The 14,809-nt window shown below is 70.0% G+C and carries 17 protein-coding genes, 1 tRNA gene and 1 riboswitch; of the genes, 11 read left to right on the top strand and 7 right to left on the bottom strand.

From position 1 onward, the window contains the following. Positions 1-49 precede the first annotated feature (49 nt). On the bottom strand, positions 50-1,312 hold the full coding sequence (locus OO68_RS11360) for a PTS transporter subunit EIIC (protein WP_033308154.1): 1,263 nt from the start codon (positions 1,310-1,312) through the stop codon (positions 50-52). A 177-nt stretch (positions 1,313-1,489) separates the two neighbouring features. Further along, positions 1,490-2,803, bottom strand: coding sequence for a PTS transporter subunit EIIC (locus OO68_RS11355; protein WP_033308153.1), 1,314 nt, complete (start codon positions 2,801-2,803; stop codon positions 1,490-1,492). Between the two features lie 161 nt (positions 2,804-2,964). On the opposite strand from OO68_RS11355, the gene OO68_RS11350 reads away from it, so the two are divergent. The 4 genes from OO68_RS11350 to rdgB all read left to right on the top strand — a co-directional run bounded on the left by OO68_RS11350 (position 2,965) and on the right by rdgB (position 5,302). Beyond that, positions 2,965-3,198, top strand: coding sequence for a PTS sugar transporter subunit IIB (locus tag OO68_RS11350; RefSeq protein WP_033308152.1), 234 nt, complete (start codon positions 2,965-2,967; stop codon positions 3,196-3,198). Positions 3,199-3,302: 104 nt separating this feature from the next. Then, positions 3,303-4,040, top strand: a complete 738-nt coding sequence (gene rph, locus OO68_RS11345) for a ribonuclease PH (RefSeq protein WP_033308151.1) — start codon at positions 3,303-3,305, stop codon at positions 4,038-4,040. Between the two features lie 161 nt (positions 4,041-4,201). Then, positions 4,202-4,600 (top strand): hypothetical protein, encoded by a 399-nt coding sequence (locus OO68_RS11340; RefSeq protein ID WP_033308150.1) that lies wholly within the window; start codon positions 4,202-4,204, stop codon positions 4,598-4,600. Between the two features lie 99 nt (positions 4,601-4,699). Next, positions 4,700-5,302, top strand: coding sequence for an RdgB/HAM1 family non-canonical purine NTP pyrophosphatase (gene rdgB / locus OO68_RS11335; protein ID WP_033308149.1), 603 nt, complete (start codon positions 4,700-4,702; stop codon positions 5,300-5,302). Between the two features lie 55 nt (positions 5,303-5,357). Here the strand turns inward: rdgB and OO68_RS11330 are convergent. The 4 genes from OO68_RS11330 to bcp form a co-directional block, all read right to left on the bottom strand. Next, positions 5,358-5,441 (bottom strand) — tRNA-Leu (locus tag OO68_RS11330). Further along, positions 5,441-5,944, bottom strand: a complete 504-nt coding sequence (locus OO68_RS11325; RefSeq protein WP_033308148.1) for an HNH endonuclease signature motif containing protein — start codon at positions 5,942-5,944, stop codon at positions 5,441-5,443. Before OO68_RS11325 ends, OO68_RS11330 begins: the two co-directional genes overlap by 1 nt. Next, the gene (locus OO68_RS11320) at positions 5,941-6,603 is read right to left on the bottom strand and encodes an HNH endonuclease signature motif containing protein (protein ID WP_033308147.1); all 663 of its coding nucleotides are present in this window, start codon (positions 6,601-6,603) and stop codon (positions 5,941-5,943) included. Before OO68_RS11320 ends, OO68_RS11325 begins: the two co-directional genes overlap by 4 nt. 155 nt (positions 6,604-6,758) lie before the next feature. Then, a complete protein-coding gene (gene bcp / locus OO68_RS11315; protein WP_033308146.1) occupies positions 6,759-7,226 on the bottom strand; it encodes a thioredoxin-dependent thiol peroxidase in 468 nt (155 codons plus the stop codon). A 95-nt stretch (positions 7,227-7,321) separates the two neighbouring features. On the opposite strand from bcp, the gene OO68_RS11310 reads away from it, so the two are divergent. The 3 genes from OO68_RS11310 (at position 7,322) to OO68_RS11300 (ending at position 8,530) form a co-directional block, all read left to right on the top strand. Next, entirely contained in the window at positions 7,322-7,651 is a 330-nt protein-coding gene (locus OO68_RS11310) for a DUF3618 domain-containing protein (RefSeq protein ID WP_033308145.1), read from the top strand. Positions 7,652-7,695: 44 nt separating this feature from the next. Then, positions 7,696-8,052: a GroES family chaperonin gene (locus OO68_RS11305; protein WP_031140106.1), complete on the top strand. Its 357-nt coding sequence runs from the start codon at positions 7,696-7,698 to the stop codon at positions 8,050-8,052. Between the two features lie 56 nt (positions 8,053-8,108). Further along, positions 8,109-8,175, top strand: a riboswitch (guanidine-III (ykkC-III) riboswitch). A 34-nt stretch (positions 8,176-8,209) separates the two neighbouring features. Continuing rightward, positions 8,210-8,530: a DMT family transporter gene (locus tag OO68_RS11300; RefSeq protein WP_033308144.1), complete on the top strand. Its 321-nt coding sequence runs from the start codon at positions 8,210-8,212 to the stop codon at positions 8,528-8,530. 22 nt (positions 8,531-8,552) lie between these two features. Here OO68_RS11300 and OO68_RS11295 read toward each other — a convergent pair whose 3' ends face one another. Continuing rightward, a complete protein-coding gene (locus OO68_RS11295) occupies positions 8,553-10,961 on the bottom strand; it encodes a transglycosylase domain-containing protein (protein ID WP_033308143.1) in 2,409 nt (802 codons plus the stop codon). Positions 10,962-11,379: 418 nt separating this feature from the next. On the opposite strand from OO68_RS11295, the gene OO68_RS11290 reads away from it, so the two are divergent. From OO68_RS11290 to OO68_RS11275, 4 genes are read left to right on the top strand one after another with little or no spacing between them, the layout of a single operon-like run. Further along, positions 11,380-12,180 carry an ABC transporter permease gene (locus OO68_RS11290; RefSeq protein WP_033308142.1) on the top strand — a complete coding sequence of 267 codons (801 nt, stop codon included), beginning with the start codon at positions 11,380-11,382 and terminating at the stop codon, positions 12,178-12,180. Next, the gene (locus OO68_RS11285; protein ID WP_033308141.1) at positions 12,173-12,994 is read left to right on the top strand and encodes an ABC transporter permease; all 822 of its coding nucleotides are present in this window, start codon (positions 12,173-12,175) and stop codon (positions 12,992-12,994) included. The genes OO68_RS11290 and OO68_RS11285 overlap by 8 nt, the downstream gene beginning before the upstream one ends. Position 12,995: 1 nt before the next feature. After that, positions 12,996-14,012, top strand: coding sequence for an ABC transporter ATP-binding protein (locus tag OO68_RS11280; protein ID WP_033308140.1), 1,017 nt, complete (start codon positions 12,996-12,998; stop codon positions 14,010-14,012). Between the two features lie 33 nt (positions 14,013-14,045). Continuing rightward, the gene (locus OO68_RS11275) at positions 14,046-14,771 is read left to right on the top strand and encodes a DUF1707 SHOCT-like domain-containing protein (RefSeq protein ID WP_033308139.1); all 726 of its coding nucleotides are present in this window, start codon (positions 14,046-14,048) and stop codon (positions 14,769-14,771) included. Positions 14,772-14,809: the final 38 nt, after the last annotated feature.

The following is a 14,809-nucleotide window of genomic DNA, read 5'->3' as shown; positions in this document are numbered from 1 at the left end:
AAGGCCCCGGAACCCGCTCGGGTTCCGGGGCCTTCTGCGTGGCGCGGGCCTACTTGGCCTCGGCCTTCTGCAACTCGGCGAGTTCCTCGTCGGACTCGCGGCCCGGCGTCGGCAGGTTGAACTTGGTGATCGCGAAGCGGAACACCACGTAGTAGACAGCCGCGAAGCACAGACCCACCAGGGCCAGGCCCCACGGGTTGGTCGCGATGCCCAGGTTGAGGAAGAAGTCCACCGCGCCGGCCGAGAAGCCGAAGCCGTCCTTCATCCCCAGGGCCCAGGTCAGCGCCATCGAGACACCGGTGAGCACGGCGTGGATCGCGTAGAGGACCGGGGCGATGAACATGAAGGTGAACTCGATCGGCTCGGTGACGCCGGTGACGAACGAGGTCAGCGCGAGGGAGAACATCATGCCGCCGACGACCTTGCGGCGCTCGGGCCGGGCGCAGTGCACGATCGCCAGGCACGCGGCCGGCAGGGCGAACATCATGATCGGGAAGAAGCCGGTCATGAACTGTCCGGCGCTCGGGTCGCCCGCCAGGAACCGGGCGATGTCGCCGCTCTTGCCCTCGTAGGTGCCGGCCTGGAACCAGGGGAAGGAGTTCAGCAGGTGGTGCATGCCGATCGGGATCAGCGCGCGGTTGGCGACACCGAAGATGCCCGCGCCGACCGCCCCGGAACCGACCAGCCACTCACCGAAGTTGTGCAGCGCGGTGCCGAGGACCGGCCAGATGTAACCGAAGACGATGCCGATGACCAGGCCCGCGAAGGCCGACAGGATCGGAACCAGGCGGCGGCCGCCGAAGAAGCCGGCCCAGTCGGGCAGCTTGGTGCGGTAGAACCGCTGGTAGAGCAGGGCCACCACGAGACCCATGACGACACCGCCGAGCACCTTGGCGTCCACCGGCGCGTCCGTCATGACTATCTTGCCGTCGACGACCTTCGCCACCTGCGGCAGGTTCTTGTCGGTGAACGTGGCCAGCACGTTCTTGAAGACCAGGTAGCCGACCACGGCCGCCAGGGCGGTGGAGCCGTCCGACTTCTTGGCGAAGCCGATCGCGATGCCCACCGCGAACAGCAGCGCCATGTTGTCGAGGATGGCGTTGCCGCCGGCCGCCATGAAGCCCGCGATCTTGGTGATGAACTCGGGGAACGACTCACGCCCGAGCATGTCGGTGTTGCCCAGGCGGACCAGCAGGGCGGCGGCGGGCAGCACGGCGACCGGCAGCATCAGGCTGCGGCCGATCCGCTGCATGACGGCCATCACGGCTGAGCCCTTCTTCGGGCTCGCGGGCGCGGCGGTGTCTGTGGACATGAACTTCCTCCATGGGGCACGGCGCCGCCCAGGAAGCATGTGAAAAGGGGACGGCGGCGTCTCAAAGAAAGGGGAACGCGGTCATCGCCGCGCGACCTCCACCGGTGAGTGGTGTAGACCAGTTGTAGCACGGTAGGCCGAACGAGTGGAACCCGCCAATTCCACCCGCTGTGACGATCACGCCTTGGCGCTGTCCTCGACCTCTTCGGCGGGCTCGCGCCCCGGAGTCCTCAGGTCGAACTTCGTGATCGCGAACCGGAAGATCACGTAGTAGAGGAGCGCGAACCCCAGTCCGATCGGGACGATCAGCCACGGTCTGGTCGCCAGATTCCAGTTGATGACGTAGTCGATCAGCCCCGCCGAGAAGCTGAACCCGTCGTGCACCCCCAGCCCCCACGTCACCGCCATCGAGGCCCCCGTCAACAACGCGTGCACCACGTACAGCGCCGGCGCGACGATCAGGAACGAGTACTCGATCGGCTCCGTGATGCCCGTGACGAACGACGTCAGCGCCACCGACAGCATCAGGCCGCCGACCTCCTTGCGCCGGTCGGGCCGCGCACAGTGCGTGATCGCCAGCGCCGCCGCGGGCAGCGCGAACATCATGATCGGGAAGAACCCCGAGGTGAACTGGCCGGCGTCCGGGTCCCCCGCCAAAAACATGTTGATGTCACCGTGCACCACCGTCCCGTCCGGCTTCGTGAACGAGCCGAACTGGAACCAGATGGGCACGTTCAGGAACTGGTGCAGCCCCACCACCAGCAACGCCCGGTTGGCCACCCCGAACACGCCCGCGCCCCACGCGTCCAGCCCGTCCATCCAGTCGCTGAAACTCTCCAGCGCCTCACCGATCGGCGGCCACACCCACAGGCACAGCGCGGCGAACGCGATCGCCACGAAGGCCATGATGATCGGCACCAGCCGCCGCCCGTTGAAGAACCCCAGCCATTCCACGAGCCGCGTCCGGTGGAACCGGGCCCAGAAGAACGCCGCCAGCAGCCCCATCACGATCCCGCCGAACACCCCCGGATTCTGAAACGCGAACGCCGTGACCTCCCGGTCCCCGTCGGTCACCTGGCACCCGACGTTCGGCACCGCCACCGACCCCTCGGGGCAGTCCTCGGGGAACTGCCGCAGCACCGTGAAGTACACGAGGAACCCCACCACCGCCGCCAGCGCCGTCGAACCGTCCGACTTCTTCGCCATCCCGATCGCAACGCCCACGCAGAACAGCAGCGGCAGCCCCAGCGAACCGTCCAGCAGGGCCCCGCCCGCCCCCACCATCACCTTCGAGACGTTCGTCCAGCCGAGACCGTCGTCCCCGAACACGTCCGGCTGCCCCAGCCGGTTGAGGATCCCCGCCGCCGGCAGCACCGCGATCGGCAGCTGAAGGCTGCGGCCCATCTTCTGCAACCCCTGGAACAGCCGGTTCCAGCGCACACGGGCGGGGCTGACGGCGGCCTCGGCGCCGGCAGGGCTGTCGGCACTCATTCCGGTCCCCTTTGTCGGGAGGCATACTCGTGGTGTAGACCAGTCGTTCGACGGTCGCGCCGATGTGACGCCATCCTTCGGCACACACGACAGGGCCGCTCGCGAAGTTGGGCCAACTGTGGGTTACTGCGACAAAGCGGTTCGGATCAGGGAGAACGAACATGGCCAGCAAGGCTGAGAAGATCGTTGCCGGGCTCGGCGGCATCGACAACATCGAAGAGGTCGAAGGCTGCATCACCCGCCTGCGGACCGAGGTCGTCGACCCCGCCAAGGTCGACGAGGCCGCCCTGAAGGCCGCCGGCGCCCACGGCGTCGTCAAGATGGGCACCGCGATCCAGGTCGTCATCGGCACCGACGCCGACCCCATCGCCGCGGACATCGAAGACATGATGTGAAGGGCGGGGATCGTCCCGGGCTTCACCCCCTGACACCCCCAGCGCACCAAGGGCCCCTCCCACCGCGGGAGGGGCCCTCCGCACGTACGGATAGGCTCAGCCGCATGTCTCGAATCGACGGCCGCACCCCCCAGCAGCTCCGCCCCATCACCATCGAGCGCGGCTGGAGCAAGCACGCCGAAGGCTCCGTCCTGGTCTCCTTCGGCGACACCAAGGTCTTCTGCACCGCCTCCGTCACCGAAGGCGTCCCGCGCTGGCGCAAGGGCAGCGGCGAAGGCTGGGTCACCGCCGAGTACTCCATGCTGCCCCGCGCCACCAACACCCGCGGCGACCGCGAGTCCGTCAAGGGCCGCATCGGCGGCCGCACCCACGAGATCAGCCGCCTCATCGGCCGGTCCCTGCGCGCCGTCATCGACTACAAGGCCCTCGGCGAGAACACGATCGTGCTCGACTGCGACGTCCTCCAGGCCGACGGCGGCACCCGCACGGCCGCGATCACCGGCGCCTACGTGGCACTGGCCGACGCCGTCGCCTGGGCCCAGGGCAGGAAACTCATCAAGGCCGGCCGCAAGCCCCTCACCGGCACCGTCTCCGCCGTCTCCGTCGGCATCGTCGGCGGCGTCCCCCTCCTCGACCTCTGCTACGAGGAAGACGTCAAGGCCGACACCGACATGAACGTCGTCTGCACCGGCGACGGCCGCTTCGTCGAGGTCCAGGGCACCGCCGAAGCCGAGCCCTTCGCCCGCGACGAACTGAACGCACTCCTCGACCTCGCCGTCGCCGGCTGCGCCGATCTCGCCGCCCACCAGCGCACCGCACTCGACGCCGTCCTGGAGAAGTAGGCCGCCCCCGAAAAGTAAAGGGCACACCAAGACGGGTGCTCGGCACGGGCAACCGAGCCGAGCACACTCGCGTCTGAAGGAGTACGGGCGCACGGCTCATCCCCGCGCGCCCGGCCAGCCACGCGGGCCCGACCGGCCCGCCGAACGAGAGGGACCGCTCCATGGCCGCGAGCCGCCGACGCCGCACCGCAGCCGTCGCCACCACCCTGGCGGCCGTCGCGCTGACCGCCGGACTCACCACCGGCTGCGACGCCGTCAACAAGGCACTCGACTGCGTCCAGACCGCGGAAGCCGTCGCCGACAGCGTGACCGAGCTCCAGCAGGCCGTGGACAACGCGTCGAACGACCCGACGCAGATCGACGAGTCCATCCAGTCCATCGGCGACAACCTCGACAAGATCGGCGACAAGACGGACAACGCCGACCTGGACAAGGCGACCCAGGACATGCGCAAGGCCCTGATCGAGGTCCAGGGGGCCGTCGAGAACGGCGACGAGACGCCCGACATCAGCCCGGTCACGGACGCGGCGGGCGAGTTGACGAAGGTGTGTACGCCGTAGCACCGCGGGACGGTGACCGCGCGCGGGTGCGCCGTGGTCGCTCGCGCTCCCCGCGCCCCTCAGGGGGCGCGGCCCACGGCCCCCGCAATACTGGGGCTCATGAGTCGCCTGATCCTCGCCACCCGTAACGCCGGGAAGATCACCGAACTTCGCGCGATCCTCGCCGAAGCCGGGCTGCCCCACGAACTCGTCGGTGCCGACGCCTACCCGGACATCCCCGACGTCAAGGAGACCGGGGTGACGTTCGCCGAGAACGCGCTCCTCAAGGCCCACGCCCTGGCCCGGGCCACCGGCCTGCCCGCCGTCGCCGACGACTCCGGCCTCTGCGTCGACGTCCTCAACGGCGCCCCCGGCATCTTCTCCGCCCGCTGGTCCGGCCGCCACGGCGACGACAAGGCCAACCTGGACCTCCTCCTCGCCCAGCTCTCGGACATCGCCGAGGAACACCGCGGCGCCCACTTCGCCTGCGCGGCGGCCCTGGCCCTGCCCGACGGCACGGAAAGGGTGGTCGAGGGGCAGTTGCGTGGCCTGCTGCGCCACGAGCCCTCCGGCTCGGGCGGCTTCGGCTACGACCCCATCCTCCAGCCGGAGGGGGAGAGGCGGACCTGCGCGGAACTGACCCCTCAGGAGAAGAACGCGATCAGCCACCGGGGGAAGGCGTTCCGGGCGCTGGTGCCGGTGGTGCGGGAGCTGCTGGGCTGACGACAAGAGATACGGCCTGCACCATCGAACTTTCGATGGTGCAGGCCGTATCTCGTGCGGCGGAAGGGATTCGAACCCTCAAGCCCGGTCAGGGGCCACAGGACCTAAACCTGCTGCGTCGCCGTTGCGCCACCGCCGCTAGCCGCCTGTCATGGTACCGGGAGCAGGTCGTCGACCTCCCCGGCACCAGGTGCTGGTGACCGCGTGGCAGTTGGGACACAGCAGCCGCAGGTTCTCCAGCCGGTCGTCGCTCCAGTCCCCGTTGATGTGATCCACCTCAAGCGTCATGGGCTTCCCCAGCCACTCGGGGCCGATGCCGCACCGCACGCACCGCTGGGGTACGCCGACGCTGCTGAGAGCGCGGCGCAACAGTGTGGTCGTGGTCCTGCGCTTGCCATCGTGCCGGACCAGGATCTCCTCGGGGCGCTTGGCCGGGATGGTGCCCGGCTTGCCTCGGTTGTGTGCCTGTCCCAGGAAGTGCGCCGTGTCCAGCCGCTCCTGCGCGATCTGTCGACGCAACGCCGCCCGCTGTCCACCGTTGTCCGGTCGTCCCAGGCGGCGCAGCACCTCCGCTAGGGAGGACGACGTGGCGACCGCGGCGCGCAGTTCTCCGGGGGTGGGCCGGGTTCGCCGGCCGCTCATGAGGCACGCCTCCGCTCGCGTCCCATGCCGCGTCCTCGATAACTGTCCGTCGTCGAGTGGCAGTTGGGGCACAGGAACCGAACGTTCTCCACTCGATTGTTGCGCCAGTTGCCGTTGACGTGGTCGACCTCCAGAGGCAGTGGTTCCCCCAGCCACACAGCCTCGATGCCGCACATCGCGCAGCGCTCCTCGATCCCCAGCTCGCTCATCGCCCTCTTGAGGCGGGCGCTCGGAACCCGTCTGGGGTGCGCGGAGGTGTCCTCGATGAGGATCTCCTCGGCGCTCCTGCGACGCTGGTTGTGCCGCATCCTCTCCGTGCGGACCGCCGGCACGAAGTGTGAGGTGTCGATGCCGTACGCCTTGATGCGGCGGCTGATGTGCGTGTGATGACCCCCGACCAGCTCAAGCCCGAGGCGCCTCAGCACGTCGTTCATGCTGGACGAAGCGGAGACGGCGGCTTGCAGAACCTTCTTCGTCCATTTGTTCCCCTCCCGCTCGAAGTGCGACGTGTCCACCCCCAGCTTCTTCATCCGCTCCCGGATGTAATTCCGCGTGGAACTCCGCGGATCCACCCCCAGCCTCTCCAACGCCTCCGACAGCGACCCGGCCCCCCGAGCCGCCTCTTCCAGCCGCTCCCTGGTGTACGCGCTGGCCCCCATCGAGATGTCCCTCCGTCCTCGACCACCCGTTCGTGACCTCGCACGGAGTAACGACCCGCTTATCGCACAGTCACCCCCGGAACGCACCCAAAAGCGGAGCGGCTCGTACCGGAATTTCACCGGTACGAGCCGCTCGCGAGTCGATCAGCGGGGTCTCAGACTCCCAGATCCTTGATGATCTTGGCGACGTGGCCCGTGGCCTTGACGTTGTACAGGGCGCGTTCGACCTTGCCCTCCTCGTCCACCACGATCGTGGAGCGGATGACGCCGACGACCGTCTTGCCGTACAGCTTCTTCTCGCCGAAGGCGCCGTAGGACTCCAGGACCTGCTTGTCCGGGTCGGCCAGCAGGGTGACCTTCAGGGACTCCTTGTCGCGGAACTTGGCCAGCTTCTCCGGCTTGTCGGGGGAGATGCCGATGACGTCGTAGCCCGCGCCCGCCAGCAGCTCCAGGTTGTCGGTGAAGTCGCAGGCCTGCTTCGTGCAGCCGGGCGTGAGGGCGGCCGGGTAGAAGTACACGATGACCTTGCGGCCCTTGTGGTCCGACAGGGACACCTCGGTGCCGTCGGCGTCGGGCAGGGTGAAGGCGGGGGCCACGTCCCCCGGCTGGAGTCGCTCGCTCATCGGGCCAGCGTAACCGGGGGTGCTGACAGTGTGATGACCCGTGGAGCTGACAGACTGTCCTGCACAGGCTTCACACCGACTTCGGAGGCGACACGGTGGCGGACACGGCGGACTCCAGGACCCCGGCGCAGATCGAGGCGGACATCAGGCGCCGCCGCGCGACCCTGGCCGAGACCCTCGACGAGATCGGGGTGCGCGTGCACCCCAAGACGATCGTCGGGGATGCCAAGGCCAAGGTCGCTTCCAACATTGATCACACCCTCGGACGGGCTTACGTGGGGGTCAACCGGGCCGTCACCGATGTGCGCGCCCGGTTCGTGGACGAGGACGGGGCGCCCCGGCTGGAGCGTGTCGTGCCCGTCGCGCTCGTCGTCGTGGGCGTGGTCGGGCTGCTCGCGGTCAGCACGCGGCGGCGCAAGGGCTGACCCGACTGCGTATGTTTGCGGGGAAGACAGGTAGGTTTCAGGGCGTGAGCGCCAAGAGAAACGAGCACAGTACCCATCCGGACAAGCTGCCGATCCGGATGCTGCACGACCGCGTACTCGTGCGGCAGGACACCAGCGAGGGCGAGCGGCGTTCCGGCGGCGGCATCCTGATCCCCGCCACGGCGGCGGTCGGCCGGCGGCTGGCGTGGGCCGAGGTCGTCGCGGTCGGGCAGAACGTGCGGACCGTGGAGGCGGGCGACCGGGTGCTCTTCGACCCGGAGGACCGCGCCGAGGTCGAGGTGCGGGGGATCGCGTACGTGCTGATGCGCGAGCGTGATCTGCACGCCGTGGCCGCGGACCGCTTCGAGGGCGCCGAGGACTCGACGGGCCTGTACCTCTAGGACCCGTGGCGAAGGGGCCGGTGACCATCGTCACCGGCCCCTTCGCCGTGCCGTGGGCTTTGCTACGTTGGAGGGACCCCGACGAGACGCGCCGTACCGGGATCAAGGCAAAGACGACGCACCGACACCGTCAGCCCGTATCCCGGAGGTGCCCGTCATGGCCTGGGTTCTGCTCGTCGTCGCCGGTCTGCTGGAGGTGGGCTGGTCCGTCGGCATGAAGTACACCGACGGCTTCACCCGTCCGCTGCCCAGCCTGCTCACCGGCGCCGGCATCGTCGCCAGCATGCTGCTGCTGTCGCAGGCCGCCAAGACCCTCCCCATCGGAACCGCCTACGGCGTGTGGGTGGGGATCGGTGCGGCCGGGGCGGCGGTGTTCGGCATGGCGGTGCTGGGTGAGCCGGCGACCGCCGCCCGGATCTTCTTCGTGTGCCTGCTGCTGGTCGCCGTGGTGGGGCTGAAGGCGACCAGCGGTCACTGAGGGGTCCTGGGCCGTCGTGGCGCTACTCGCGGCGGGCGGTCTGCGGGACGACGCCCCAGCCGGGGCCGGTCGGGCCGCCCGTCGCACCGCCGTCGCTCGTGTCGCCGCCGCCACCGCCCTCCGTGGTGCCGCCGTCGGCCGTGCCGCCGTCTGTCGTGCCGCCGTCGGTGGTGCCGCCGTCCGCGGTGCCGCCACCCGTGGGGGACTCGCCGCCGGTGCCGCCGTCGGTGGTGCCGCCGTCGGTCTGGCCCTCGGTCTGCCCCTCGGGGGCGCTGGGGCTCTGCTCAGGCGTCTGGGTGCCGGTTTCCTCGCCGCCGGTGGTCGTGCCGCCGTCGGTGGTGCCGCCGGTGGTCGGGTCGGCCGGGGCCTCGCTGCTGGGCGCCTGCGAGACGTTCGCGCCGGGCTGGAGCCTGAGGTCGAACTCCTTGACGGGCTTGCCCTTGAGGGCGTCCTGGGTGTACTGCGTCCAGATCTCCGCCGGCGCCCCGCCGCCGTTGATGCGCGGCAGGCCCATCGCGTTGTACAGCGACTTGTGGGCGGCGGTGACCGGGTCCTGGCCCATGACGGAGACGACGGTGGCGAGGTCGGGGGTGTAGCCCGCGAACCAGGCCGCCGTGTCCTCCTCGGCGGTGCCGGTCTTGCCGGCGACGGGGCGGCCCGCGGCCTGCGCGGCGGAGGCCGTGCCGTTCTGGACGACGCTCCGCAGCATGGAGGTGGTGGTGTCCGCGGCCTCGCGGCTCACGGCCTGCCGGGTGCGCCGCTCGGGCAGGTCGATCGGCGTGCCCTCCTTGGTGACCTTCTCGACGATCGTGTAGGTGCCGTGCCGGCCGTGGTTGGCGAGCGTGGCGTAGGCCTCCGCCATGTCGAGGACGCTGGCGGTGGCGGTGCCGAGGGCGATGGCGGGGCCGTCGGCGAGGTCGGGGGTCGTCTCGGGGACGCCGAGGTCGATCGCGGTCTGCTTGACCTTCGCGGGGCCGACGTCGGCGGCCATCTGCGCGTACACCGAGTTCACGGAGCTGTCGGTGGCCTCGGTGACGGTGATGTCGCCGTAGGAGCGCTGGTCCTCGTTCTCGGGGGCGTAGGGGTCGCCGGTCCAGCCCTGGACGGGGCGCTTGTTGGTGCCGTCGTAGATGGTGTTCGGGGTGATGACGCGGCCGTCCTGGGTCTCCGAGTGGTTCTCGACGGCCGAGGTGAACACGAACGGCTTGAACGTGGAGCCGACCTGGAAGTCCCTGCGGGTGGCGTTCGGCGTGTACTGCTTGACGTAGTCGATGCCGTTGTACATCGCCACGACCTTGCCGGTCTTGGGGTCGACGGAGGCGCCGCCCGCGCGGACGTAGGTGTCGACCTTGTTGTTCTTCTTGTCGAGCTTGGACATCAGCTTGTCGTTGACGGCCTTCACGAACGCGTCCTGCTTGCCCTTTTGCAGGGTGGTCGTGATGCGGTAGCCGCCGGCGTCGAGCTTGCTCTCGTCGATGATCTTGTTCTGGGTGAGGTAGTCCTTGACGATCCGGACGATGTAGCCGCGCTGCCCGGACATGCCCGTGGAGAGGGTGGACTCCTTCGGCATGGGGAACTTCATGCCGGCCCGCTTCGACTCGCTGAGCCAGCCCTTCTTGACCATGCCGTCCAGGACGTAGTTCCAGCGGGACTCGGCGGCCTTGCGGTTCTCCGGGTGCGCGACGACGTCGTACTGGCTGGGGGCGTTGACGAGCGCGGCGAGGTAGGCGGAGCGGGCCGGGTCGAGGTCCTTGGCGTCCATGCCGTAGTAGGCCTGGGCGGCGGCCTGGATGCCGTAGGCGTTGCGGCCGAAGTAGCTGGTGTTGAGGTAGCCCTCCAGGATGTGGTCCTTGCTCACCTCGCGGTCCAGCTTGATCGCGATGAAGAACTCCTTGGCCTTGCGCGTGACGGTCTGTTCCTGGCGCAGGTAGTAGTTCTTCACGTACTGCTGGGTGATCGTGGAGCCGGACTGCTTGCCTTTGCCGAGGGCGGTGTTCCAGGCGGCTCGGACCATGGCCTTGGGGTCGACGGCGGACTCGGTGTAGAAGTCGCGGTCCTCGGCGGCCAGGATCGCGTGTCGGGCGGGCTTGGAGATCTGCGGGAGGGTGACGTTCTCCCGGTTGACCTCGCCGTCGCGGGCGATCACCGAGCCGTCCGCGTACAGGTAGACGTTGGCCTGCTTGGTGGCGAGCGCGTTGGCCGGGGGGATCTTCACGAGGGAGTAGCCCAGGAAGAACCCGCCGACCAGCAGCAGGACGACGATGATGAAGCCGCCGAGCGTCATGCGCCAGGTCGGGATCGCCCGGCGCCAGCCGGTCCGCTTCGGTTTCCCGGCCGCCTTGGCCTCGGGCGTGCCCGGGTCGCCGTCGGCGTGCGCCTGCGGCTGGCTCGCTGCCCAGCCCGGATTCGGCTGCTGCGGCTCGTCACTCATGTCGTGCACGGACTCCTGTTTCGCGTCGTACGTCGTTCCCGTACGTCTCTGCTCGCTCTTGTGCCCCTGTGATGAAGACTGTCCCATCCGTTGATCAGTTCCCTGATCGAGGGCCGTGTCGTGCGCCGTGTGGTGGGACGGGCCGCGTGCGGGCGCGTGCGCGGGCGACATTCGCCCGAAGGGGGACACGGCCGTGATCGCGACGGCTCGTACGCTCCGCCCGGCCGGCGCCGCCGCCACGCTGCTCGCCCCGGCCACGGGCGCCTCGGCCCACGCGGACGCAACGGATCGTACCGTCTGGGCCGGTGCGCACTCGCCCCGCGGCACCCCCGCCGCTCCCCGAAATTGCGTGGCACGCCCGATATCCGGACCACTAGGCTCCTGCGCTTCGGTGCCGGTGGCGAGGAGGGCTGTGGATGTGGGCTCGGGACGGTTGTACGCGGCCGTCGCCGCGGGAGGCTTCCGGCGGTACGCGACCTACCGGGCGGCCACGGTGGCCGGAGTGTTCACCAACACCGTCTTCGGCGTCATCCTCGTCTACACGTATCTGGCGCTGTGGCACGAGAAACCGCACCTCGGGGGGTACGACCAGGCGCAGGCCGTGACCTACGTCTGGCTGGGGCAGTGCCTCTACGCGACCCTCGCGATCCAGGGCGGCGGCGCCGAGAAGGACCTGATGGAGCGCATCCGCACCGGTGAGATCGCCGTCGACCTGTACCGGCCGGCCGATCTCCAGCTGTGGTGGCTGGCCGGGGACGTGGGGCGGGCGCTGTTCCAGATGCTGGGGCGGGGGGTGGTGCCGTTCGTGTTCGGCGCGGTCTTCTTCCCGATGGCGCTGCCGACGGACGTCACCCCCTGGGCGGCTTTCCTGGTGACGCTGCTGCTGGCGGCGGTCGTGAGCTTCGCCCTGCGCTACCTGGCGGCGCTGAGCGTGTTCTGGCTGATGGACGGCATGGGCGTCAACCAGGTCCTGATGGTCACGGGGATCTTCTTCTCGGGCATGGTGCTGCCGCTGAACGCCTTCCCGGGCGCGCTGGGCGAGGTGGTGCGGGTGCTGCCGTGGGCGGCGCAGATCCAGATGCCGGCGGACGTGCTGATGGGGGAGACCGACCCGCTCGGGGCGTTCGCCTTCCAGGCGGCCTGGGCGGTGGCGCTGCTGGCGGCGGGGCGGCTGCTGCAGTCGGCCGCGACGCGCCGGGTGGTGGTGCAGGGTGGCTGAGCGCGGCGCTCTGGCCGAGGGGCTGCGGGCCTACCGGCTGATCGCCGGGATGTGGATCCGGTCGAGCATGACCTACCGCACCTCCTTCGTCGTCACGGTGCTCGGGAACCTGACGGTGACCGGCCTGGACTTCGTGGGGATCCTGCTGATGTTCTCGCAGGTGGACGCGCTGGGCGGCTGGTCGCTGCCCGAGGTCGCCTTCCTCTACGGACTGTCCGTGACGTCGTTCGGGATCGCCGATCTGGCGCTGGGCTCGATGGACGTCCTGGGGGCCCGGATGCGCGACGGCTCCTTCGACACGCTGCTGGTGCGTCCGGCGCCGGTGCTCGCCCAGGTCGGGGCCGACCGCTTCGCGCTGCGCCGGCTGGGCCGGATCACCCAGGGTGCGGTGGTGCTGGGCTGGGCGCTGGCGTCGGTGGACGTCGACTGGAGCGCGTCCAAGGTGCTGCTGGTGCCGGTGATGGTGGTCAGCGGCGCGGCGATCTTCTCGGCGGTGTTCGTGGCGGGCGCGGCCTTCCAGATCTACGCCCAGGACGCCGCCGAGGTGCAGAACGCGTTCACCTACGGCGGGACGACGCTGCTGCAGTATCCGCCGACGGTGTTCGGCAGGGACCTGGTGCGGGGCGTGACCTTCATGCTGCCGCTGGCCTTCGTCAACTGGGTGCCTGCCGCCCACGTGCTGGGGCGGCCGTACCCGGTCGGGCTGCCCGGGTGGGCGGCGTTCGCCTCGCCGCTGGTGGCGGTGGCCTGCTGTGCCCTGGCCGGGCTGGCCTGGCGGACGGGGCTTCGTTCGTACCGGAGTACAGGGAGTTGAGTTGACCGAGTCGGCGAGCGGGTTCATCGAACTCGACGGTGTGGAGAAGGTCTTCGAGGTGCGCAGGAAGACCGGCTTCATGAAGCGGGAGCGGCGGCAGGTCAGAGCCGTCGACTCGATCTCCTTCCGGGTGGAACGCGGCGAGATGGTCGGCTACATCGGGCCCAACGGCGCCGGCAAGTCCACCACGATCAAGATGCTGACGGGCATCCTCACGCCCAGCGCGGGCCGGCTCAGGGTGGCCGGCATCGATCCCTCCCGGGAGCGGACGCGGCTGGCGCACCGCATCGGCGTGGTGTTCGGGCAGCGCACGACGCTGTGGTGGGACCTGCCGCTGCTCGCCTCCTACCGGCTGATGCACCGCATGTACCGGATCCCGGACGCCCGTTACCGGGAGAACCTCGACCGTCTGGTCGAACTCCTCGACCTGGGCGACCTGCTGGACGTGCCGGTACGGCAGCTCTCCCTCGGGCAGCGGATGCGCGGCGACATCGCGGCGGCGCTGCTGCACGACCCGGAGGTGCTGTACCTCGACGAGCCGACCATCGGTCTTGACGTCGTGTCGAAGTCCAAGGTGCGCGCGTTCCTGCGGGAGTTGAACACCGAGCGCGGCACGACGGTGCTGCTGACCACGCACGACCTCCAGGACATCGAGCAGTTGTGCAAGCGGGTGATGGTCATCGACCACGGGCGCCTGATGTACGACGGCCCGCTCGCCGGGCTGCACGAGGCGGGGGAGAGCGAGCGGACCCTGGTCGTGGACCTGGAGCGGGAACTGCCGCCGATCGAGGCGCCGGCGCCGGCGCGGGTCGTCCGGGTGGACGGTCCGCGGCAGTGGCTCGCGTTCCCGGCGGGGGAGTCGGCGGCGCCGCTGGTGGCGCGGATCGCGGCCGAGTACCCGCTGGTCGACCTGTCGGTGCGGGAGCCGGACATCGAGGCGGTGATCGCGAAGATGCTGCATTCATCGGGGGGCACCCCCGGGCCCCCGCCGGAACAGGCCGAGCGGGCGATCTCGTAGCCCCCGGCGGGGTGAACTCGTAGGCTGCTGTGTATGACCGACGACGCCGTCCCGGACCTCCGAGCCTCCGACGCCGACCGTGAACGGGTCGCCGAGATCCTGCGGGACGCCCTCGCCGAGGGCCGTCTCGACATGGCGGAGTTCGAGGAGCGGCTCGACGCGACGTACCGGGCCCGGACGTACGGGGAACTGGCGCCGATCACCCGGGACCTGCCGGCCGCGGGCGTGACGGTCCCGGCGGTGTCCCTGACGAAGGACCCGGCGGCCGGCCCGGACTGGCCCGCGCGGATCACCGGCGGCGAGGGGTCCTCCACGTGGGCCGTCGCCGTGATGTCCGGCTTCCAGCGCAAGGGGCACTGGACGATGCCCCGCCGCTTCACCTGCTTCGCCTTCTGGGGCGGCGGCGAGATCGACCTGCGCGAGGCGAACTTCGCCGACCGCGAGGTCGAGGTCAACGCCATCGCGATCATGGGCGGGGTGGACGTGATCGTGCCGCCCGGCGTCGAGGTCGTCGTCCGCGGTATCGGCGTCATGGGCGGCTTCGACCACCGCGAGGAGGGCGTGCCGGGTGAGCCGGGCGCCCCGCGGGTCGTCGTCACGGGCTTCGCGTTCTGGGGCGGCGTCGGGGTGCAGCGGAAGCTGACCCGGGCGGAGAAGCTGCGGATCCGCGAGGAACGCCGCCAGGAGAAGCTCGAGCGCAAAGCGGGGCGGCGGGAGCTGGACGAGCCGCGCCGACGGGACTCCCACTGGGAGCACTGACGCCGGGCCCCGGCAGCCGGATGCCCGCCTGAGGTCAG

Source organism: Streptomyces iakyrus (assembly GCF_000717055.1).
In the GTDB taxonomy this organism is placed as follows: Bacteria; Actinomycetota; Actinomycetes; order Streptomycetales; family Streptomycetaceae; genus Streptomyces; species Streptomyces iakyrus.
The sequence above is the reverse complement of the archived record's forward strand: the minus strand, read 5'-3'. Positions and strand labels throughout refer to the sequence as shown.